The sequence below is a fragment of the Candidatus Pristimantibacillus lignocellulolyticus genome (assembly GCA_023639215.1).
GTDB lineage: Bacteria > Bacillota > Bacilli > Paenibacillales > Paenibacillaceae > Pristimantibacillus > Pristimantibacillus lignocellulolyticus.
The window spans coordinates 1,871,552-1,895,179 of record CP097899.1 but is presented as its reverse complement, the minus strand read 5'-3'; the positions used below and the strand labels follow the sequence as shown (position 1 = coordinate 1,895,179).

The window sequence follows — 23,628 nt, the reverse complement described above, 5'->3', positions numbered from 1 at the left end:
TTTAACCATACTTAGTTAATGCTTCCGAAATGATTTTTCATTTACGAGAAGTATAACAAGATGCAAACGAAAATTTTAGGAGGTTATTTTAAGATGAAATTAGGCGTATTCGCGGTATTATTCTCGCAAAAACCATTTGAAGAAGCTTTAGATTATATTGCCGCAAAAGGGCTAGATGCTATTGAAATTGGTACAGGCGGTTATCCTGGCAACGCACATTGCGATCCAGATGTACTTCTTGCAGATGCCGGTAAATTGAAAGCGTTTAAACAAGCTGTAGAATCTCGCGGATTAATGATCAGCGCACTTAGCTGCCATTCCAATCCACTTCATCCACAAAAACATCTTGCTCAAGCAGATGATACAATCATTCGTAAAACAATTGAGCTTGCTAATCGTCTTGAAGTTCCAGTTGTTAATACATTCTCTGGCTGTCCTGGTGACCATGAAGATGCGAAATATCCAAACTGGCCCGTAGCTCCTTGGCCAAATGATTTCCAAGACATTTTAACATGGCAATGGGAACAAAAAGTTATACCTTATTGGTCTGACATTAACAATGTAGCTACTGATGCTGGCGTGAAGATCGGTCTAGAGCTACATGGCGGCTTCTCTGTTCATAGCCCTGCAACAATGCTTCGTCTTCGTGAAGCAACTGGTAAAGCTATCGGTGCAAACCTTGACCCAAGTCATATGTGGTGGCAAGGTATTGATCCTGTACAAGCGATTCATATTCTTGGACGTGAAGGTGCTATTCATCACTTCCATGCTAAAGATACAACTATTGATCCTGTTAACGTTAATCGTTATGGTCTAACCGATATGCAAAGCTATTCCAATATGCTTGATCGCGCTTGGCAATTCCGCAGTGTAGGTTTCGGTCATGATCTAAAAACTTGGGCTGACATTATGAGTGCACTGCGTCTAGTTGGCTACGACTATGTTGTAAGCATCGAGCATGAAGATGGCTTAATGTCCGTTGAAGAAGGATTCTCAAAAGCAGTAGAAAATCTTCAGCAAGTACTTATCCGCGAACCTTTAGGCGACATGTGGTGGGTATAAGCATTACTTCTATAGATCACGAAAAAAGTTCCACCGATAACGGTGGAACTTTTTATCATTTAGACTATTAGAACCATACTTGCGAGATCATAATAACGTCGATAACTACGAAAACCGCTAATGAAACAGTTGCAAAACCGATTGCAAAAATATTTTTCTTCTTCTCTTTAACCAAACGAACAAAACCAATCGCAATAACAATGGTAAACGCTAGCATAAACCAATCAAATGGATCAATATTTATTGCTTTTGTTGCTGCTTCTGTTGCCTCTGCTGCCAAAAACATGAAGAATACCCCCTTATTGACACGTGTCCTATTATTTATATATCGTATCTTGTATGTCGTCAACAAGCAAGTACGAATAGTAAATGTTGGATGCTTTGTCACGTAATGTTCACATTTTCAAACCGATTATGTAAGCTATGATGGTTGAATGTTACATATCATATCCCATCATAGCCTTATTTATTACTGCTCCGTAACAAGCTTTTGCTCAGAACGAAGTCGATCACGTTCAAGAATTGGAGCAAGATACTTACCTGTATAGGATTCTTTCACCTGTACAACTTTTTCAGGCGTACCTGTTGCTACAATCATTCCTCCGCCATTTCCGCCTTCAGGACCAAGATCAATAATATAATCTGCTGTCTTAATTACATCAAGATTATGCTCAATGACCAGGACAGATTCGCCTGAATCGACTAGGCGATGCAATACATCTAATAACCGAGAAATATCATAAGCATGTAAACCTGTTGTAGGTTCATCGAGAATATATAAAGTTTTACCTGTACTTCTGCGGTATAATTCAGCGGCTAGCTTCACACGCTGCGCTTCACCACCAGAAAGTGTTGTCGCAGGTTGACCAAGCTTCATATATCCTAATCCGACATCAAATAATGTTACTAATTTACGTTGGATTCGAGGAATATTTTCAAAGAACGTACAGCCATCTTCGATGGTCATTTCTAGTACTTCAGCAATACTTTTCCCTTTATACTTCACTTCAAGTGTTTCGCGATTATAACGTTTACCTTTACAAATCTCGCAAGGAACATATACATCGGGCAAGAAATGCATTTCAATTTTGATAATACCATCGCCACGACAAGCTTCACAGCGACCGCCTTTCACATTGAAACTGAAACGCCCTTTCTTGTAACCACGAACTTTCGCTTCATTCGTAGATGCATATAAATCACGAATATCATCGAAAACGCCAGTATATGTGGCAGGATTAGATCGCGGAGTACGACCAATTGGGGATTGATCAATCTCAACGACTTTTTCAATATGTTCTAGACCACGAACCTCTTTATGTTCACCAGGACGAGTCTTCGCTCGATTCAAATCTCGTGCAAGTACTTTATATAGTATTTCATTCACAAATGTTGATTTACCAGAACCAGATACTCCTGTTACAGCTGCAAATACACCTAATGGTATTTTCACCGTAATATTACGCAAATTATTTTCCTTCGCTCCAACAACTTCAAGCCATCGATCACTTAATGCTCTTCGCTTTAATGGTACTTCTATAAAGTCTTTACCACTCAGATAACGTCCCGTAATCGAATTATCGTCAGCCATAATCTCTGCCGGTGTACCTTGAGCGATAATTTGTCCACCATGAATACCTGCTCCCGGACCGATATCAATTATATAATCAGCTGCAAGCATGGTGTCTTCATCATGTTCAACTACGATAAGTGTGTTACCAAGATCTCTCATATGAACTAACGTTTCGATCAATCGATCATTATCTCGTTGATGTAGACCAATACTTGGCTCATCGAGAATATATAATACACCCATTAGACTAGATCCAATTTGCGTTGCTAGGCGAATTCGCTGTGCTTCGCCACCAGATAAAGTGCCTGCTGCACGACCAAGTGAAAGATAGTTTAGTCCTACATTAACCAAGAACCCTAATCTATTCGTTAGTTCTTTCAATATTAGACTAGCTATTGTATATTCTTTGTCTGTTAATTGTAACTGTTCGAAGTATTGTTCTGCGTCTCCAATGGACAAGCTGGTTACGTGAGCGATGTTTACATCACCAATTGTTACTGCTAATGTCTCTTTACGAAGACGTTGCCCTTTGCAAGAGCTACAAGGCTTAGCACTCATATACCCCTCGATATGTTCACGCATCATATCTGATGCAGTATCACGATAACGACGTTCTAGATTATTAACGATACCTTCAAATGGAACGTAAGCTTCTTTTCTAGCACCGAAATCATTTTCGTATAGGAAACGAACTTTTTCTCCATTTGTTCCATAGAGTAATTTCTTCATCTGTTCACTGCTAAGCTCAGATACTGGTACATCTTGTGGGATACCGTAATGCTCAGATACAGACTTCAGAAATTGTGGATAGTAATTAGAAGTGCTACCCGCCCAAGCAAGAAATGCACCTTCAGCAATCGACTTAGAGTAATCAGGTATGAGCATATCAGGATCAACAATCATTTTTGAACCTAGTCCATCACAATCAGGACAAGCACCGTAAGGACTATTGAAAGAGAACATTCGCGGAGCAAGTTCTTCAATGCTGAAACCACATTCCGGACAAGCCAAATTAGAACTGAATAGTAATTCTTCCTGTCCCATCACATCTACTAGCACTCTACCTTCACTGAGGTTAAGCGCAGTTTCTAGAGAATCTGCAAGTCTAGACTCGATATCTGCTTTTACTACAATACGATCGATAACAACTTCAATACTATGTTTCTTATTCTTATCAAGCTCAATTTTTTCAGTTAACTCTCTAATTTCGCCATCTACTCTTACACGTACATAACCTTGCTTTTGCATATCAGCTAATAGCTTTGTATGCTCGCCTTTTCTACCTGAAACGATAGGGGCTAGTATTTGTAATCGAGTACGTTCCTCGTATTCCATAATGCGATCAACCATTTGTTCGACCGTCTGAGCTGTAATTTCAATGCCATGCGTTGGGCAGTGTGGTTTACCTATACGAGCAAATAATAATCGCAAATAATCATAGATTTCCGTTACCGTTCCGACGGTTGAACGTGGGTTTCGGCTAGTAGTCTTTTGATCAATGGAAATTGCCGGTGATAGTCCCTCAATAGAGTCCACATCAGGCTTATCCATCTGTCCAAGAAATTGTCTTGCGTAGGAACTTAATGACTCAACATATCGACGCTGACCTTCTGCATAGATCGTATCGAATGCGAGTGAAGATTTTCCTGATCCACTTAGACCAGTCAACACTACAAACTTATCTCGAGGAATCGTTACATCAATGTTTTTCAAATTATGTGCGCGTGCACCTTTTACAACGATTTTGTCAATTGCCACATCTTTTCCCCCTAAAACTATTCATGACTATATATTTCGCTATTTATATATGAGAAGTTGCATCGTAAGCATGTGCTAAATATTTCGAACTACATTTCAATTAGTGCTCTAAATGTTCGGCTGTCAGTACCAAGAAGATGCACTCCAGCGGAAACGAGTAGCACAGCGTACGTTTTCTGTACGTGATTACAAGTAGGCTTTCGATGGAGGGCATATTCGACGCCGACTAGGCTACGACAGTATAATCATCGTGATCACAGTCGGACATTTAGAGCTACCTCTAGAGCTACCTATCCTAGTTGTTCTGCTTTTAGCTCAAGCAACGCATCCCTCAGCTCCGCTGCACGCTCGAACTGTAAGTTTTTCGCTGCATCTTTCATTTCAGCTTCCAACTTTTCAATAAGTGATGCAAACTCTTTCTTCGTAAGTTTCTTATTGGCTGCATCAGTTAAGTAATCTGCTTTAGATTCTGCGACTTTCGTTGCTTCAATAACACCTTGAATATCTTTACGAATCGTTTGAGGCACAATACCATTCGCTTCATTATGTGCGATCTGTATTTCACGACGACGAGCAGTCTCCTTCAACGCAAGATCCATTGAATTGGTAATCTTATCGCCATACATAATAACTAAGCCCTCACTATTCCGAGCTGCACGACCAATTGTCTGAATAAGCGAACGCTCAGAACGTAAAAATCCTTCTTTATCAGCATCGAGAATAGCTACTAGACTAACCTCAGGTAAATCAAGACCTTCTCTAAGCAAGTTGATTCCAACTAACACATCGAATACTCCAAGTCGTAGATCTCGTAAAATCGCTATTCGCTCTAATGTTTTGATCTCAGAGTGAAGATAACGAACCTTAAGACCAATATCCTTCATATAGTCCGTGAGATCTTCTGACATTTTCTTCGTTAATGTTGTAACGAGCACACGCTCATCTTTAGCAATGCGCAAATGGATTTCATGTAATAGATCATCAATCTGACCTTTTGATGGTCTCACTTCAATGACGGGATCAAGCAAACCTGTTGGACGAATAATTTGTTCTACCATTGTCGGACAGTGTTCCATCTCATATGGACCAGGCGTTGCCGAAACATAAACTAATTGATTCGTTTTCGCTTCAAACTCCTCAAAACGCAGTGGACGGTTATCTAGTGCAGAAGGTAGACGGAAGCCATGATTAACTAACATTTCTTTTCGAGCTTTATCGCCATTAAACATCGCTCGAATTTGTGGCAGTGATACATGTGACTCATCAATTACTACGAGCATATCATCAGGAAAATAATCTAATAATGTATATGGCGTTGCACCCCGCTCACGGAATGTGAGTGGACCGGAATAGTTCTCAATACCAGAACAAAAACCCATTTCTGCCATCATCTCAAGATCATAACGAGTCCGTTGTTCTAATCTTTGAGCTTCCAGTAACTTTCCTTGTTCACGGAAATTAGCTAATTGCTCTTCAAGCTCTTGTTCAATATTAACGATTGCCCGCTTCATTGTTTCTTCTTGTGTAACGAAGTGAGATGCTGGGAATATAGCAATATGTTCGCGTTCCCCTAATACTTCACCAGTAATAACATCCATCTCGCATATCCGTTCTATCTCATCACCAAACATTTCAATGCGAACAGCACGTTCATTATTAGCAACCGGGAAAATCTCAACAACATCACCACGAACTCGAAACGTACCGCGAGTAAAGCTAATGTCATTACGTTGATATTGAATATCAACAAGCGAACGAAGAATCTCATTTCGCGATTTTTCCATTCCTACACGTAATGAAACAACAAGACTGCCGTACTCAGCAGGCGAACCTAAACCATAAATACAAGAAACACTGGCTACAATAATTACATCGCGACGTTCAAATAGTGCAGTTGTTGCTGAATGTCGTAGCTTATCTATTTCATCATTAATGCTAGAATCTTTTTCTATAAATGTATCTGTAGATGGAATATAGGCTTCTGGTTGAAAGTAATCATAATAACTTACGAAATATTCAACCGCATTGTTAGGGAAGAAGGTTTTAAACTCACTACATAATTGCGCGGCAAGTGTTTTATTATGAGCGATAACGAGTGTTGGACGATTGACACGTTCAATAACATTAGCCATCGTGTACGTTTTACCAGTACCTGTTGCTCCAAGCAATGTTTGATGTCTCTTGCCCTCTTGCAAACCCTTAATGATTTGTTCAATGGCTCGTGGCTGATCCCCTCGAGGCTCATAGTTCGAAACAATTTCAAATTGTGACATAGTATCCTCCCATCCATATATTCACCTATCTATTTTTATTGGATATTCAAAAAGCAGACTTTGATAACGAAGTGATGCAAGAAGCTTATTCGGCTTCGAATAGGTAGCGAACTTGGGAAGTCCGGGTCTCGTGTACCAATTACGTACACTGGAGCTTCCTCCTTCCTCAAGTAACACTCCCTCTTCTCGATTCTGAAAGCCTGCTTTTTGAATTTATACTGCATTTTGAACTAATACTATTAGTATAGTCAAAATGCAAGCAGTTCAACTAGTACTCACTGTTAAAATATTCTAGATATTTCTGTTTTTTATTTGTAGATGTCGATTATGAAATAAGCGAACCATCGTGATCACAGTCGGACATTTAGAACATCATCTTCTAATGAAAGTTCTAAATGTTCGGCTGTCGCCCGCCAAGAAGATGCACTCCAGCAGAAACGAGTAGCGCAAGTAGTAGTTATTGGTACACGAGCACCTACAATGTTTCTACAAGAAACATACATCGGAAGCTTATACCAGGCTTATGATGGAGGGCATATTCGATGCCGAATTAACTTCAGCGGGTAACCGCGTGATCACAGTCGGACATTTAGAACTACCTGTAAAAATAAGAATGTATGTTCCCTTCTATTATTATATCCCCTAAAAAGGTATAGCCGCAAGTGCTAAACCAATATTGGTTTAACTCTTACGGCTAATCATCCAATCTTCGTACCATTCCAACATTTCAGTCGGTAAAGGTAAATCTAATTCATCTAACATTTCTTGTTCTTGTTTCTCGTAATATTGCTTAAGTCTATCGTACTGGCCTAGTTGATGATATGCTTCAAGCATATAGACACCATATTCAAATTGGTACGGATTGAATTGTTTAAAACGCTCACCTAATTGCAATAGTTTCGTCCATTTACCGTCATGATACAAATGCAGAAGTAATTGTCTTGCATAATACATCCACAATTGTCTTAATCGTTCGCGCTCACTCTCAGCCCATAAATAATCATAGTCTTCCATATAATCACCGTCGTATTGCTCCAAGCAATACTTCAGTTTCTCATAATATTGAGGATCCTTCTCATCTAATTCATTAACTAATGTTTCCCATGCCTCAACATCTATATAAGTATTTTCTAACCTTAGACAGTAACCTTCTTGAATACTGTCATTATCAATTTTCACTTCTATACCAGACTCTTTCAAACATTTTCTGATTTGATAGATAACGGTATACAGCTGTGTCATTGCGCGCTTCTTATCTAGTTCAGGTGAAAACATATTCATAATTTTATATTTAGGTACAAATTCACCACGTCGATGTAGTAAATAAGCAAATAATTCTTGAGCTTTTGCAGTCCTCCACTTGGGATATACAATAGCACTTTGCACTGCTTGAAAGCGAATCTTTTTCATGCAGTATATACTTTGTCGATGTGATGTGACTACAACATCTTGCAGGGATGCAGCGATTTCATTTTTACTATGCAATCGTTCTATCGTTTTCTGTAGACGTTGCATAGATAATGGCTTTAATAAATAATCCATCGCATTTAATTCAAATGCTTTAACAGCATATTCATCGTATGCAGTTACAAAAATAATTTCAATAGTTGGTATAAGTTGTTGTAATAATTCTGCCGCCTCAAGCCCCGACATTTCTGGCATATTAATATCAAGAAAAACAACATCAAGCTTATTACTCTTAGCAAATTGGATCGCTTCGCTTACTAACTGAAAGCTATGTATTACAATTTCTGGTACACCGTGTTCAGCGAATACACTCCTTACCATTCTTTCTAACTGCACTAAAGCTAACTTCTCATCATCGACTAATAGTAGTTGCAAGCTAAGCACCGCCTGTTCTAAAACTCTTTATAACTTCGAGACATAACATCTTGCAATAAAAAGTAGCCTCGGAAGCACAAGCTATAATCTCAATAAGTAAAGCCTATTATGATATAGTTACGCTCATAATAGGCTAATGTTTCGATTTAATGGTTAATTTTTACTATGATAAGGCTACGTTACAGATGTACTCGACGATTCAGCAATTATCGCGCTTTGTTTGCTCAGCAGCTTTGTTCTGCCTAACCAAGTAAATAGAGAGGGCTCTTTATATTTGGCTAAATATTTGGCTTGTTCATCTGGAGCGAGAATAATACCGAGTTGATGATGTTCATCAGCATAACGGGTACGCTGAGCAAACTTCAAATCTCTATTATTGTTAAGTAGCGCTAATTTACAAAACGCAGGATTAATAGACATTGCCTCGTATAATTGTTCCAAGGTATGTACATCTTGCCCATTTGCCTTAATAATAATATCGCCAATTTCAATATTCATCTGCTCGGCAGGAGAAGACTTCACGACAGCTAACACTTTCAACCCATTGTTGTCTTGCCCATATAACGGGGTTTGCTTCGATTCTTGTGAATTATTATACCAATTGAGCAGTTCGGAAGCTATTAACGTAAGTATTGCTGATACCCATATAAGACCACTAACCCACCATGATCCAATGGATATTAATAATAACACGCAAGAAACTAATAGCCCTTGTCGAGATACTCGCAGAGCAAGTTGCTTTGGAGTAACTGCTTGCGTTAATTGTGTGACACCAATCATAAGTGGGCACGCTAGCATTAACCAAGCTTCATTAGACATACTCATAAAGAACGGCTGTCCGTATGCTGTATTAAACAAAAATGCTCCGGATTGTTCTGGTGTTACTGGCATAAATAAAAGTAATGGGATAGGCCAATAACCTTGTAAAACGTAACCGCCGATGACTTTTCCACGTTTGCCTGACATATAAACAGGACTTATCATATGTTTATGTTGAATTCGCACTAACACGCTTTGAGCTATTCCAAGCAATGCGCTTATAACCAACAAACTAAATGCATTAATATCAAGTAAAGTTTGATAGATGAACGCCAAATCATTTTGTAAAGAAAGGGGACCTATAACTGAAGCAATAAGATGAAGTATAGCAACAATTCCAGCACTGTAGGATATTGTTAAAAAACGCACTTTGAAAACTGTAAGTATAAGCATAATAAACCATAACCAATAAATAGTTGGGACGGTTAATGTAAAGCCTAATACCGCGGCAATAACAGATACTAAAATAGCGGCAACTAGCCCACCTAATATCATAAATACCATCGGAAGTTTCCATTCCTTTAATTTCACCGAAAACATAGAACGTTCCATACGTACGCGGTATAAGAACATCGTGAGTAATAACATAAGTGAAATATAGAATAACGGTTGTATCAATAAGGAAACCAGGGCTTTCCCTAATACTTGAAGCCAAAGTTCTATATCGCCCACCGCTCATACACCCCTTCGAATGTTCATATTGAGTAAATAAGAAAAAAGGCTAGTCTCTCTAGAAAGAGAAACCAACCTTTAAAGAATTCGACAAAAATCAATTATTTCCTGCCTACTTGATTCAATGCTTTTTGCAATTGCACATCATGTTGGTCATCACGAATATATTCAATGACTTTCTCTTCTAGCTTCATTGCCGTTTTACTGTCTACGATGCCAGTGTTGAGAAGCTGTTGGTCTTTTTGAAATGCCTTTACAGACGTTTCAGTCTGTTTGCTGAAATATCCATCCTGACGATCTACTTTATAGCCTAACGCATCTAACATGATCTGCAAACCACGTACTTGCTCACTCAAATGATCTACTTTCAATTCATCAGTTACATTCAAAGGAGCTGTACTGTATACAGCATTAGGTTCAACCACGATATCTGGTGTAACTCCTTTTTCATTAATCCAATTTCCTTTAGGCGTTAACCATTTGGCAATCGTTAATTTTATTAACCCGCCATCGGATAGAACTTTATTAAAGCTGACTTGTACCGTTCCTTTACCATAGGTTTGTTGCCCTAGTACGGTTGCACCTGCTGATTCTTGAAGCGCACCTGCTAATATCTCAGAAGCACTTGCGCTACCACCGTTCGTCATCACTACAATAGGATACTCCTTTTGCTCGCCTCCTTGAGCATAAGTTTTCTCCTTCTTGCCAGCACGATCTTCTACCTGCACGACGACGCTGCCTTCTTTCATCATTAGCTGTGCAATCTCCACTACGCCTTGCAGAACACCACCAGGATTATTACGTACATCGATAACTAACCCTTTCAGTCCTTTTTCTTCCAGAGCAGCTAATTCTACAGCAAACCTTTCTGCTGTGTGCATGGAAAACTGAGTAATCGAAATCTTACCAATCCCTTGTTCGTCGATCGAAGAATATACCGTTTCGATATCAATATCATCACGGATAAGTACAATACTTATCGGTTCCGAATGTCCAGATCTTTTTATCTCTAGCTTAACCTTACTCCCTTTTTCACCACGAATAAGATTTACTGATTCTTGTATTGATAGTCCAGCAAGACTATCGCCATTTACAGATATAATAATATCTTTGGCTATTATACCGCCACGTTCAGCAGGAGAACCTTTTATCGGTGAAACTACAACCGTTTGTCCGTTTTCCATACCTACTTCAGCTCCAATTCCCGAGAAAGAACCTTCAATAGATTGTGAAAACTGACTCGCAATTTCCTTCTCCATGTATACGGAATACGGATCACCCAAAGCATTCATAATTCCTGATATCGCACCATCAACGAGTTCGTTACGTTCTATATCAGACACATATTTAGTTTCTACTAACTCGATAACAGAATTAATCCGTTTAAGCTCATCTTCTGTTAACTCCGTCTTTGCGTCAGTAGCAGCTGATACGTGAGACATAGAAGCGTTTGCTGGTTTTCCCTCTAGCTTGTCCGTAACGATAATCGTAACAAATACCGAAGTTACAATCGTCAGTACAACGAATGCAAAAACTGTACGTCCCTTAAATTGCATCAACTCATACCACCTATCCTCGTTTGCTTTAGCTCGTCCACAATAGTATATGACATTTGTTGAGAAAATATTTACCTAAGAATAGCAATAGGCAATCTATTTTGCAATAGACCGCCTATAAATGATGCTTATACGTTATTGTAAATAACTCGATGGATTAACTGGTACTTCGTTTTTACGTACTTCGAAATGCAAATGTGGACCAGTAGAATTGCCTGTACTACCTACTAAAGCAATCTTATCTCCACGTTTTACAGTGTCGCCTGCATTTACAAGCAATCCACCATTTTTAATATGTCCATATAGCGTCCAAATTCCATTTCCGTGGTCGATAATGATACAGTTACCATATCCGCTCCAAGTTTTTGAGATTAAGACTACGCCAGATTCAGCTGCATAGATGGCAGTTCCTGATGGTGCTGCAAAGTCTATTCCGTTATGTGCTTTTTTCACACCCGTTATAGGATGAATACGAACACCGAAGTTAGATGATAGACGGTATCCATCAGCTATTGGCATACCAAGTGTACCGCCAGTATATGGATTAGAAATACGTTTTTTCTCCGCATTCAGCTTGGAAAGTTCGGAAGCCAACCCTACTAGCAATTGCTCCTGTTCTTCACTAATTACTTCCAATTCTTCAATATGTGCATCTAACTCAGAAGATTGTGCGTTATAACTAGCAATAAGTTTTTCCTTTTCTGCTTCTTTCGCGACAAGCGAAGCTTGCTCCGCCTCTAGTTTTGCATACAATACTTGCAAAGCACCAAGTTGCTCTTCTACTTCTACTTTCTTCTGCTCTACTAATTCCTGATCAACCTTATATTGATCCAATGCCTCACGATCTGATTGTAAGATCATTTGCAATGCATCAAAGCGATCAAGGAAATCTGTGAAGCTCGTCGAGCTTAATAATACTTCAAGATAAGATACCGCACCATTGGAATACATAAGTCTTGTCCGCTTCTGAAGTAACTCATCACGTTGTTCAACTTGTGCAATTGCAGCTTCTAACTCCTGATTAGTTATTACCATTTCTTCTTCTTTATCATCTTTTTCTTGTTCTGTTTTATTTTTATCTTGTGCTACTTTTTCGATTTCTGACATTAATTTTTTCAGTTCTGCTTCTATATCTACAACTTTAACGGCAATCGCATTTTTCTCTTCTTCCGCTTTTTGTGCTTCACTAGCAGCTTCAGCTGCCTTTTGCTCAGCCGCCTTTTTTTGTTCATTAGCTTCTTTAATATCTTGTTCAATTTGCGAAAGTTTTGAAGCACTACTACTTGGAGATCCTATCACTATCGTTGCAAGTAGCGCTATTGAAGTTAGGTATAAGACAACTCTTTTCATTTCACTCTCTCACCTACACTTTCAAATACTTACGTACAGACATGACACTTCCCCAAATCCCAATAAGAGATCCAAGTATAATCATTGTCGCCGCAGTTAATGTAATCACCTGTTTAAGTGGCAATAGTTGTATCAACATAAGTGATAGATCATATTGGAATGCATGAACAATTTGATCGTATCCAATTAATATAATGATCGTTGTAACGATTGAACTTATAATTCCTATAAGAGCTCCTTCAATAAAGAATGGCCATCTAATAAATGCATTCGTCGCACCTACTAGTTTCATAATACCAATCTCTCTTCTTCTTGCTACAATGGTCATTTTAATTGTATTAGAAATGAGAAGCATAGCAGTCACTGCAAGTGCAATAACGATAGCAAATCCTGCATTTCGGATTGCATTAGTTATTTTGAATAATGTTTCTACCGTATCTTGACCATACTTCACTTCTTTAATCGGTTTCGGGTCCAACGTATTGTTAATACTTTCAATTTGCTGAGCTACCGAATCAACAAGCTGTGGATTAAATACTTCTATTGTAAATGAGATCGGCAACGGATTGTTTTCATCATCGTATCCTTCTAGCCAATCGCTGTTATCTTCACCCATTTTTTCACGCAAAATTGCAAGCCCATCTTCTTTCGATACATATGTAAGCTTACTAACTTCGCTAATATTACCAATTTTATTTTGCAAGTCAGTAACAACTTCTTCAGCTGCATCCGTTTCAAAATACACTCGAATCTGTACTTGACTCTCAATTTGAGAAGCCATGTAGTTCATATTTAAAGCTAATAAAATAAATACACCTAAAATAAATAGAGAAATGAAAATAGAACTTATTGACGCAAAAGACATCCATCCATTACGAATAATACTTTTGAATCCTTCACGTACATGTCGAGTCAACGTACTAAGCTTCATAACCGTACTCCCCTCTTTGCTCATCACGCACAATATTGCCATTTTCAATAGCAATGACACGTTTTCGCATCGAGTTTACAATCTCTTTATTGTGGGTTGCCATAACAATTGTCGTCCCACGGAAATTAATTTCTTCGAGCAAATGCATAATATCTAACGATGTATCTGGATCTAAGTTTCCTGTCGGTTCATCTGCTACAATAACTGACGGATTATTCACAATTGCCCGGGCAATTGACACCCTTTGCTGTTCACCGCCTGATAATTGTGATGGGAAGTTTTTATATTTATGTTTTAATCCGACAAGTTCTAACACTTCCATCGTACGTTTCTTAATTACTTTGCGCGGTGCTTCAATTGCTTCCATTGCAAATGCAATATTCTCAAAGACTGTTAGTTTGGGAAGCAACCTAAAGTCTTGAAAAATGACCCCAATATTACGACGAACATAAGGGATCTTGCGTTGTTTTAACATACCAATATTAAAACCATTCACGAAAATTTGTCCTTCCGTAGGAACTTCTTCGCGATATATTAGCTTCATAAATGTAGACTTACCTGCGCCTGATGGGCCAACTAAATAAACAAACTCATTTCGATCTATTTTTACTGATACTCCATCAAGTGCAATTGTACCATCGGCATACGTTTTTCTGATCTTATCCATTTCAATCACGTTATCACATCCTGTAGAAAGTTCAATACTATGAATTCGACAGTATACCTCTAATTCCTTCAAAGACATGCTATTATTAGGCAATTTTCACTTTTCTCATTTTTCAAATACGTAGCATGCTGTCGGATGCTGCCACATGATCGTAGCTCTATTATTCATTCGCTCTTCTAAAGAGTATGCAGCTTTTCCACTTCTTGCATATATAGATGACCTACGTTAATTAACCATTTAATTCAATTGCTATACAAAGCTTTACTTTTGTAATACATTGATTCTAATAAGCATCTTAAATTAATTGGACTTAACTAGACGATTTTATGTTCTTTATGGATTATTTTATCCAAATGTATGAAGACAGAGGCTGTTTTGTTGGCCTATGATAAAATAAACTTAACAATTTAGAGGAGGTCATCCTATGTTACGTAAATTCAAAATACAACATCGATTGATAGGAACCTTCTTAATTGTCTCTATCCTCCCTATCTGCTTCCTTGGATATTATGCCTATCATCTTTATTCAGGATCGATCAGCCACAAACTTAGTAACTCTACCTATCAGGCCTTAACATTAATTAATATAAATTTACTTTCCGAACTTCAAAATTATCAATATCTCATTGGATCTATCTCAACGAATGAATTTGTACAGGAGAATCTCCAAAAAAAAGTTGCCGATCAAGAGGATCAGGAAAATGCCAAAGAAACTGCGATGGATAGCATTTTTAGAACCATTTTTCCATCACATGCTGTAACCGTAAGTGTATTTGACACTGACCGTAATCAATTTTATGAACTTGGATTTGAGACTATCGATGCCGAGGCATTGGATAAGGCTATGAGAGATGTCGATGCCAATGCTCCCTATGATGGCCTTACTCATGTCAAGACAGTTCGATCATACGATACACTTGCCCTTGGCCGAAAAATACATGCTGTCGACGATAGTTCTAAACAGATTGGTTATACTTTTGTGTTCATTAGCGATGATTTATTTTCAAAAAACATTCTTTCTACCGTTGATCTGGGAACTGGTTCTAAGCTTATGATTATGGGGCGAGACGGCACTGTGTTATCTGCTAACGATAAGCAGATTCCTTTAGGAACGCCATATAAGGATGTTCAACTCATCAATCAAATTAAGGATCAACAAGAGCGAGGCAATCAATCTTTTACCGGGCAGGTTAATAATACACAGCAACAAGTTTCATATATATATAATGAACAAATGGGCTGGTATCTCATATCTACGATGCCTTACTCCTACATTAATTCAGAAACTAGCAAAATTACAGGCAGTATGGCTATTATCATAGTGTTCATCGTAATATGTTGTATCGTAATCATTTCTGTAATGAACAAAAGTATTGTGAAGCCTATAAAGAAAATCATCACCTTTAGCAATCAAATATCAAATGGAGAATTCTCCAATCGTATTCAAGATAATCATGATGATGAAATGGGCGTTTTATCACGTAAAATGAATAATATGGTTAGTGAAATTGAACATTTGATGCAAAATCAGAAACTGGATCAAAAGCGTAAGCGAGAGTTAGAATTGCATATGCTTCAGTCACAGATTAATCCGCACTTTCTATTCAATACGCTGAACACATTGAGATGGCTTGCTATTATTAATCAAGTTCCAGTATTAAGTAACGGTATCACCTCATTATCCGAGTTACTTCGAAGTACCATTTTAGACAATAATGAAGAAATTACAATTGAACAAGAGCTTCTAAATTTATCGAACTATTTTGAAATACAAAAAATTCGCTATGCCGATAGTTTCCAAGTTGAATACGCTGTCAATGATGAACTAATCCATTGTCCTATTCCAAAATTTATCCTGCAACCCGTTGCTGAGAATGCCATTATACATGGCTTATCAGAGCATGGTAAATCTATTAAAATAATAATTAAAGTGCAACGAAAAGACCAATTTATCTATATTGAAATTATGGATGACGGCAAAGGATTTGATACAAATAGCTCTAAAAATTCTGACAATAATAAAAAGCTATCTGGCATCGGCATAACGAATGTAGATGAGCGAATTAAACTATATTACGGAGAAGAATATGGTTTATTCATTACTAGTGTTATTGGAGAAGGTACTTGTTGCACAATCATCATTCCATACGAAAGTCAATTTAGACAGGGGGTCGATCTTAATGTTTAATGTACTACTTGTAGATGATGAACCTATTGTGAAAATCGCACTTCGAACGATGATCGCTTGGGATGAACTCGGTTTTCCTATCTGTGGCACTGCCTCTGATGGAGTTGAGGCATTAGCTTTAGTTGAAACATTACAACCTGATATTATTATTACAGATTTGAAGATGCCCAACATGGATGGACTTCAACTCCTTAAAGAACTCAATAAACGTAACTATACTGGAAAGATTATCGTCGCTAGCAATTTTGGAGATTACGAGCTTGTGCGCGAAGCATTGTTACTTGGTGCTGTTGACTATATGCTAAAAATAAGTATTAAGACCGATGAACTTATTGCACAACTTAAGAAGATAGCTGCCCTCATCGAAGAACAACAGCATACATTACAAGAGCAGGAAGCTAAAGAGCAGTTTATTCGTAGTAATCTTAAAAGTGTAAAAGGGACTATTTTGAAAGAATACTTCACAGATACTTCCCTTGATTTCATTCACTATTTGCAAAGTAAACCTATTGTATTGCATTTATTAGATACGCCAAGTTATTTATTCTATATTACTTTTGATCGAGATACATCAGAAGAGCATGGTAAGAAACCAGATGTCTCAGTTGCTTTTATTGAAAATATTATTTTAGATCTCATTGGCGACGTCCATCGTATTGAAGTGTTTCAAGTTGAAACTCAAGGTATTATTGCACTGATCTCAACAGAACAGCTGAACAACCAGCAGATCGAGCCGTTGGACTTCATTAATAAAATCCGTACTTTAATTAGTATGTATATATCAATAGAACCTACAATTGTATTCTCCGATGAAATGGTTGGCTATGTAAAGGCAAGAGAGGCATATTGGGCATGTAAAGACGCACTAAATATAAACTTTTATAATCATCATTCCGTAATATTCGTGAATGATGTGAAGTTTAATGATGACTCCATATGTACCAACTTCGTGGATTACTCTATCTCCATCATTAAACATTGGCAGCAATATGATAATGATTCGATCAAGGATAAGTTGAAAACACTCTTTATAGAATGCAAACAAAACAATACACATCCGGATATTATTAAATCATTTATTATTAAATGTCTAGACTACATTCCGCTATACGATAATAAAATACACATCGATGATCCAAAGGAATTCGAGCTCCTTAAGAAGAGTTTACTTGATTGCAACAATATTGAAGTGTTCGCCGATAACTGTATACAAGCTTTTCAACATTTCAGCTTACAAACGGAGATCGCTACCACTCCAGTGTATAAGAAAGAAGTACTCGATGTCATCCAATATATAGAGACACATTACCAAGGAAAGATTACTCTAGAAATGATCTCTAGCCATACTAATTTCAGCGAAAATTACTTATGTCGTATGTTTAAAGAACAGGTTGGAACAAGTTTGTTCAGCTATATTAACGATGTAAGAATGAACAAAGCAGCGGAATTAATGCGCAATGGTGGTAACTATATTAAGGAAGTATCTTCTGCAGTCGGTATTAATGATCAATTCTACTTTAATCGATTGTTTAAGAAATATTTCGGGATGTCACCTACTGAATATAAGTCTCAACAATTACAAGCATAATAAGGCTGATAAATGAAAACAGGGCTGTGGGGGTAGTCTTAAGCGACTTCCGCACAGCCCTGTTTCTATTGTGTTACTCAATACTGATTAGCTACTTCTTCAGATTGAATTTCAGCGAATGACTGCTCAACCTTGTCCATCCATTGATCTGTTGTCATTTTCCCGGTCATAATGGGAGTCATCGTATTTCTAAATAATTCAGTCTTAATATCGATTCTAGACCCTTTAGAAAGAGCCTTCCATTCTTGTAAAATGGCTGTTGTTCCATCATACGCACTGAACATTTCATAGACACCTTTAGTTAAGTATGGCTTCGAAAGCTCATTAGCACCTTTTAGTGCAAATATACCATTAGATTTCTCTGCGAATAATTTAACAGATTGATCGGTGTAAAGAAACTTTAGAAATTCCTTCGCAAGTTCTGGATTGCTCGCTCTTGCCGGAATCGAGAATTGTTCATAGCTCATAAGGATATAGCGTTGATCATCTTGGTTAAATACTGGGACAGGAATCATACCAAATTCGAAGCCCTCTTCTCTAGGTGCATTCTTCATTTCATTCTCCATCCATGTTCCATTCACGATAAATATTGCTTTGCCAAGCATCATATCCGATTGTGATTGCGTGTGATTCAATGAAACGGTACCATTCATTAGGTACCCTTCCGTACCAATCCTCGCAAAGGTATCAAGCACCTTCTTTACCAAATCCGTCGAAAAAGAACCCGGCTCATATGCAAAAATTCTTTTTAGATTTTCTATTCCAGCTGCATTAGCTAATGAAGGGTACATGATTTCTTCCAAATAATCTGGATAAATTCCTTGGTAAGTAAACAATGCTCGTTGCGTCTTTTTACCACTACTATTGACTAGATAATTCTCTTCTTTCTTCAGTTCCTCACCTAAAGCGAAAAAATCATCCCATGTTACCGGCAACTTCCAACCCTTATCTCGGAATAACTTCTTGTTATAAATCAACCCCATAGGTCCCGTATTAAGTGGTGCTAAATACACTTTCCCATCTTGATAGGGAGAGAATCGGGTGCTCTCTAGCATACCCGGGAGAACTCTATCCTTCAATAATTGATCGTTATCAAGTGCCTTACTTTCGAATACATCACTAATGTCTAACAATGCTTTTTCTTTAACTAAGGACGTAATTAGTCCACTTTGATCGGTGTCAGCAACCACAAGAACATCTGGTGGATTTCCCGCTACAATTTGTGGCCTAACAACATCTCCAATTCTAGGACTATTGGTCATATTGACCTTTACACCCGGATAAGCAGACTCAAACTCACTTATAATTTCATTCCAATACTCCGGACCATAACCACCTTGAAAGACTGCAATATTCAATTCTTTGTTTTTCAAATCGTGTAAAGAATCTGTTGTCGTTATTAAGTTAACATCACTATTTAAAGGGGTATCTCTATTTACAGTAATCAAACTTACCATGATTATCACTACCACAATAAGTAGGCCAGCAACTTTCTTCATTGAGTCCTCCTAGATTGTCTTTTTTTATAATAACCTCAACTATACGTATTCGTCCTTTAACCATACATGAATTAAATATACTTATCTATGTACAATATTAGCTTTATTATTGGTGACTAAACATTATTAACTATTAATATTATAGCAGTTTAGTAAGCGCTATTAATTGTTATTTTTAACTTATCGATAATTTTTGCATGTCTATGTACGATTCTATCTACATGCCCAAAACCTATTGAAATGCATCATTTTAAGCACTAATCTTAATTTACGAAAAGACAAATAAAAATTTTATAGGAGGGTTAACATGAAAAAAATTATTAGTCTAGCATTAACAGCATTTTTAACACTTAGCCTTGTTGCTTGTGGTAGTAATACTAACAACGGCGCTAATACTACACCTGGTAATTCAGCTACACCTACTCCAACAAATGCTACTGAACCAGCTGAGACTCAAGTCTTAAAGTTTGCCGCTTTGGAAACTGCTTATGGTGCTGACATGTGGAAAAAAGTTGCAGCAGGTTTCGAGAACGCGAATCCTAACGTGAAAATCGAAACAACGATTGACAAAAATCTAGAAGACGTAATTGGACCTAGCATGAAATCAGGTGATTTCCCAGACGTTATTCTTATTTCTGTAGGTCAACCTAAAGGTATGACAGAAACATTTGTAAAAGATAATAACGTTCTTGATCTTACAGATGTGCTTTCAATGACGGTTCCTGGTGAAAGCGTTACTGTAAAAGACAAAATAATTCCTGGTTTTACGGATACATCTATTACGAATCCGTATGGCGATGGTAAAACTCACCTAATGCCGATGTTCTATAGCCCAACTGGTCTATTCTTCAATGCTGGCTTATTTGAACAAAAAGGTTGGACAGTGCCTACAACTTGGGATGAAATGTGGGCTTTAGGCGACAAAGCAAAAGCTGAAGGCATTGCCTTATTCGCCTACCCAACGACAGGATACTTCGATTCATTATTTTATGCGTTGCTGAATGAGGTTGGTGGTCCTGAATTCTTCGGAAAAGCGATGAGCTACACGGAAGGCGTATGGCAAACACCAGAAGCAACTCAAGCATTTGATATTATCAGTAAACTTGCAAGTTACACTGAGCAAACTGTTCCAGCCAATGCTAATAAAGATAACTTTGTTAAAAACCAACAGCTTATTCTAGACAATAAGGCGTTATTCATGCCAAATGGTACTTGGATTGTTGGTGAAATGGGTAGTGCACCTCGTGCAGAAGGATTCAAATGGGGCTTCACTTCTCTACCTGCTGTAACTGATGGCGGCGATCGCTACTCTTATACTTTCTTTGAACAAATTTGGGTTCCTGCGAAAGCTGAAAATCCAGATCTAGCTAAACAGTTTATTGCTTACCTTTATTCAGATGAAGCAGCTGCTATTTTTGCCGAAGCTGGTGCAATTCAACCGATTAAAGGCTTGTCCGACAAATTAGAAGGCGACAATAAACTGTTCTACAGTATTTACGACAATGGTACTAAAGCTGCTATGGGTGCTTTTGCTACAACTGATCCTGTTGAAGGTGTAAGCATCTCTGATACAGTATTTGGTACAGTAGATTCTCTTGTGACAAAAGCTAAAACACAACAACAATGGGTTGAAGCTATTACAAAAGCAAGTGATTCATTGCGTGGAGCATTGAAATAAATAATGGTAATAGTAAATACGTATTAATTCTTTAAACAAAGGTGGCATGCGAAAGCTGCCGCCTTTGTTTTCACCTTGGGAAGGAGATGGGCACATGGATATCAAGAAGGGACAACGACGATTTATTTTCTTCTGTCTTACTCCCGCAGTAATGCTATTCATTATCTTTTTAATTGTACCTACAATAAATGTATTTCGTATGTCCACCTACAAATGGGGTGGCTATACAGATGAAAAAACTTTCGTAGGACTGCAAAATTTCACTAAGTTATTTCAAAGTGAAAAGTTTTATCAAGCTTTTCAAAATAGTCTTCTACTAATCGTAGTCGTGTCCGTTATTACTTTTGCATTAGCACTTGTATTCGCATCAATACTTTCACGTGAGAAGCTAAAAGGGCAAAATTTATTGAGAATTATTTTCTATATTCCGAATATCCTATCGGTTGTCGTAATTAGTGCTATTTTCTCTGCTATATATGACCCGAATAGTGGACTTCTGAATGCAATTTTGAATTTATTCCGTGGATCAGAGTCAGCACCTACCCTTTGGCTGGGTGATCAGAAAATTGTTATTTTCTCTCTCTCAGGTGCAATGATCTGGCAGGCCATCGGTTATTATATGGTAATGTATATGGCGAGTATGGCGAATGTACCCGAAAGCTTATATGAATCGGCTGAGCTTGAAGGTGCAGGTCGTATGGAGAAATTTTTCAGTATTACAATTCCGTTAATCTGGACGAATATTCGTACCACATTAACCTTCTTCATCATTAGTACGATTAACATGAGTTTCTTATTCGTTGTAGCGATGACAGAAGGTGGTCCGGATGGATCAACTGAAGTATTCCTAAGCTATATGTATAAAGAAGCATATACCAACTCTTCTTACGGTTATGGTATGGCAATCGGTGTTATCGTATTCCTGTTCTCATTTGCATTAGCTGCTATCCTGAATGCAGTCACATCACGTGACCATTTAGAGTATTAAGGAGGCTACAACTTGAACAATAATAAACTCGCCAAGCTCGGTATTAGCGACAAGCTATATAAGGGCCTCAACTATGTTGTGTTAATATTACTCGCAATCATTATTATCGTCCCAGTAGCCTGGGCATTTATTGCATCTGTTAAGCAAGACATCGAGTTTTATGGTAATCCTTGGGTTCTACCGCAAGGGTTCTACCTACAAAACTTTGTTGATGCTTGGGAAAAAGCTAAAATGGGTAGTTATATGCTTAACTCCCTAATTGTTACATCAATTGCATTAGGTCTTCTACTTGTTATTGCATTACCCGCCGCTTACGTCCTTTCACGATTTAAATTCCGAGGCAGCGTCTTCTGGAATATGATGTTTATGGCAGGATTATTTATTAATGTGAATTACATTGTCGTTCCTATCTTTCTCATGCTCAACAATGGTGATAAAGCCGTTCGTGGTTTTCTCGGACATCCTATATTTTTGAATAATTTATTCGTATTGGCACTTGTCTACGCCGCAATGGCGCTTCCCTTCACCATTTATTTATTGTCGGGATATTTCAAATCATTGCCTAAGGAGTTTGAAGAAGCAGCGTCTGTCGATGGTGCAGGATACTTTAGAACAATGGTACAAATTATTATGCCTATGGCTAAACCCAGCATAGTAACTGTTATCTTGTTCAATTTCCTTTCTTTCTGGAACGAATATATTATTTCGATGACTTTGTTGACGACGCCAGGACTTCGAACGTTACCAGTTGGACTAATGAATCTAATGGCTGCTCAAAAGTCAGCTGTACAGTATGGTCAAATGTATGCAGGACTCGTCATTGTCATGCTGCCAACTCTTATTCTATATATTTTAGTACAAAAGAAGCTTACCCAAGGTATGACCATGGGCGGGCTGAAAGGTTAAGGTGCTGCTATGAATGAATCCGTGCGGAATCTTTTACGCAATTATTTAATGCTAATTGTATTTATTATCGGTATAGTGCTCGTTATTATTGGTCAAAAAAATATTGGTGCATTTGGGCTCGGTCTGATGCTTCTAGGATTAGCACTTCTAATTGGTCTTCTCTGGTTCTATAATCGCAAATATAAATAAAAGGAGAGTACTTACAGTAACGAGTCTGTTTTCGTTTCAAACTCTCCATGCACATTAAATCGAAGAATATGTAAAAGGTCGTTAGGCTG

General features: G+C 37.8%; 17 protein-coding genes. 7 read left to right on the top strand and 10 right to left on the bottom strand.

The window, feature by feature from the left end; all coding sequences use genetic code 11:
• Window positions 1–93: 93 nt before the first annotated feature.
• A complete protein-coding gene (locus tag NAG76_07930) occupies window positions 94–1,062 on the top strand; it encodes a sugar phosphate isomerase/epimerase (GenBank protein URN96147.1) in 969 nt (322 codons plus the stop codon).
• A 67-nt stretch (window positions 1,063–1,129) separates the two neighbouring features.
• Here NAG76_07930 and NAG76_07925 read toward each other — a convergent pair whose 3' ends face one another.
• The 9 genes from NAG76_07925 to ftsE all read right to left on the bottom strand — a co-directional run bounded on the left by NAG76_07925 (window position 1,130) and on the right by ftsE (window position 14,512).
• Window positions 1,130–1,348 carry a DUF2759 family protein gene (locus tag NAG76_07925; protein ID URN96146.1) on the bottom strand — a complete coding sequence of 73 codons (219 nt, stop codon included), beginning with the start codon at window positions 1,346–1,348 and terminating at the stop codon, window positions 1,130–1,132.
• Between the two features lie 183 nt (window positions 1,349–1,531).
• Complete coding sequence (uvrA, locus tag NAG76_07920) at window positions 1,532–4,393, bottom strand: excinuclease ABC subunit UvrA (protein URN96145.1); 2,862 nt, start codon at window positions 4,391–4,393, stop codon at window positions 1,532–1,534.
• Window positions 4,394–4,683: 290 nt separating this feature from the next.
• Complete coding sequence (gene uvrB, locus NAG76_07915) at window positions 4,684–6,666, bottom strand: excinuclease ABC subunit UvrB (GenBank protein URN96144.1); 1,983 nt, start codon at window positions 6,664–6,666, stop codon at window positions 4,684–4,686.
• 681 nt (window positions 6,667–7,347) lie between these two features.
• A complete protein-coding gene (locus NAG76_07910; protein URN96143.1) occupies window positions 7,348–8,508 on the bottom strand; it encodes a response regulator in 1,161 nt (386 codons plus the stop codon).
• Window positions 8,509–8,682: 174 nt separating this feature from the next.
• Window positions 8,683–9,999, bottom strand: coding sequence for a PDZ domain-containing protein (locus NAG76_07905; protein URN96142.1), 1,317 nt, complete (start codon window positions 9,997–9,999; stop codon window positions 8,683–8,685).
• Window positions 10,000–10,100: 101 nt separating this feature from the next.
• Window positions 10,101–11,555: a S41 family peptidase gene (locus tag NAG76_07900; GenBank protein URN96794.1), complete on the bottom strand. Its 1,455-nt coding sequence runs from the start codon at window positions 11,553–11,555 to the stop codon at window positions 10,101–10,103.
• A gap of 135 nt (window positions 11,556–11,690) precedes the next feature.
• Complete coding sequence (locus tag NAG76_07895; protein URN96141.1) at window positions 11,691–12,905, bottom strand: peptidoglycan DD-metalloendopeptidase family protein; 1,215 nt, start codon at window positions 12,903–12,905, stop codon at window positions 11,691–11,693.
• A gap of 13 nt (window positions 12,906–12,918) precedes the next feature.
• Window positions 12,919–13,836, bottom strand: a complete 918-nt coding sequence (gene ftsX / locus NAG76_07890; GenBank protein URN96140.1) for a permease-like cell division protein FtsX — start codon at window positions 13,834–13,836, stop codon at window positions 12,919–12,921.
• Window positions 13,826–14,512: a cell division ATP-binding protein FtsE gene (ftsE, locus tag NAG76_07885; protein ID URN96139.1), complete on the bottom strand. Its 687-nt coding sequence runs from the start codon at window positions 14,510–14,512 to the stop codon at window positions 13,826–13,828. Before ftsE ends, ftsX begins: the two co-directional genes overlap by 11 nt.
• A gap of 415 nt (window positions 14,513–14,927) precedes the next feature.
• Between ftsE and NAG76_07880 the strand changes: the two genes are divergently transcribed.
• The gene (locus NAG76_07880; GenBank protein URN96138.1) at window positions 14,928–16,691 is read left to right on the top strand and encodes a sensor histidine kinase; all 1,764 of its coding nucleotides are present in this window, start codon (window positions 14,928–14,930) and stop codon (window positions 16,689–16,691) included.
• The gene (locus NAG76_07875) at window positions 16,684–18,279 is read left to right on the top strand and encodes a response regulator (GenBank protein URN96137.1); all 1,596 of its coding nucleotides are present in this window, start codon (window positions 16,684–16,686) and stop codon (window positions 18,277–18,279) included. Before NAG76_07880 ends, NAG76_07875 begins: the two co-directional genes overlap by 8 nt.
• A gap of 77 nt (window positions 18,280–18,356) precedes the next feature.
• On the opposite strand, the gene NAG76_07870 is transcribed toward NAG76_07875, so the two are convergent.
• Window positions 18,357–19,778 (bottom strand): carbohydrate ABC transporter substrate-binding protein, encoded by a 1,422-nt coding sequence (locus tag NAG76_07870; GenBank protein ID URN96136.1) that lies wholly within the window; start codon window positions 19,776–19,778, stop codon window positions 18,357–18,359.
• 307 nt (window positions 19,779–20,085) lie between these two features.
• Between NAG76_07870 and NAG76_07865 the strand changes: the two genes are divergently transcribed.
• From NAG76_07865 to NAG76_07850, 4 genes are all read left to right on the top strand, one after another.
• Window positions 20,086–21,456, top strand: coding sequence for a carbohydrate ABC transporter substrate-binding protein (locus NAG76_07865; GenBank protein URN96135.1), 1,371 nt, complete (start codon window positions 20,086–20,088; stop codon window positions 21,454–21,456).
• A 94-nt stretch (window positions 21,457–21,550) separates the two neighbouring features.
• A complete protein-coding gene (locus tag NAG76_07860; protein ID URN96134.1) occupies window positions 21,551–22,444 on the top strand; it encodes a sugar ABC transporter permease in 894 nt (297 codons plus the stop codon).
• 12 nt (window positions 22,445–22,456) lie between these two features.
• On the top strand, window positions 22,457–23,350 hold the full coding sequence (locus tag NAG76_07855) for a carbohydrate ABC transporter permease (protein URN96133.1): 894 nt from the start codon (window positions 22,457–22,459) through the stop codon (window positions 23,348–23,350).
• Between the two features lie 9 nt (window positions 23,351–23,359).
• Window positions 23,360–23,539 carry a hypothetical protein gene (locus NAG76_07850; protein ID URN96132.1) on the top strand — a complete coding sequence of 60 codons (180 nt, stop codon included), beginning with the start codon at window positions 23,360–23,362 and terminating at the stop codon, window positions 23,537–23,539.
• The last annotated feature ends 89 nt before the right edge of the window (window positions 23,540–23,628 follow it).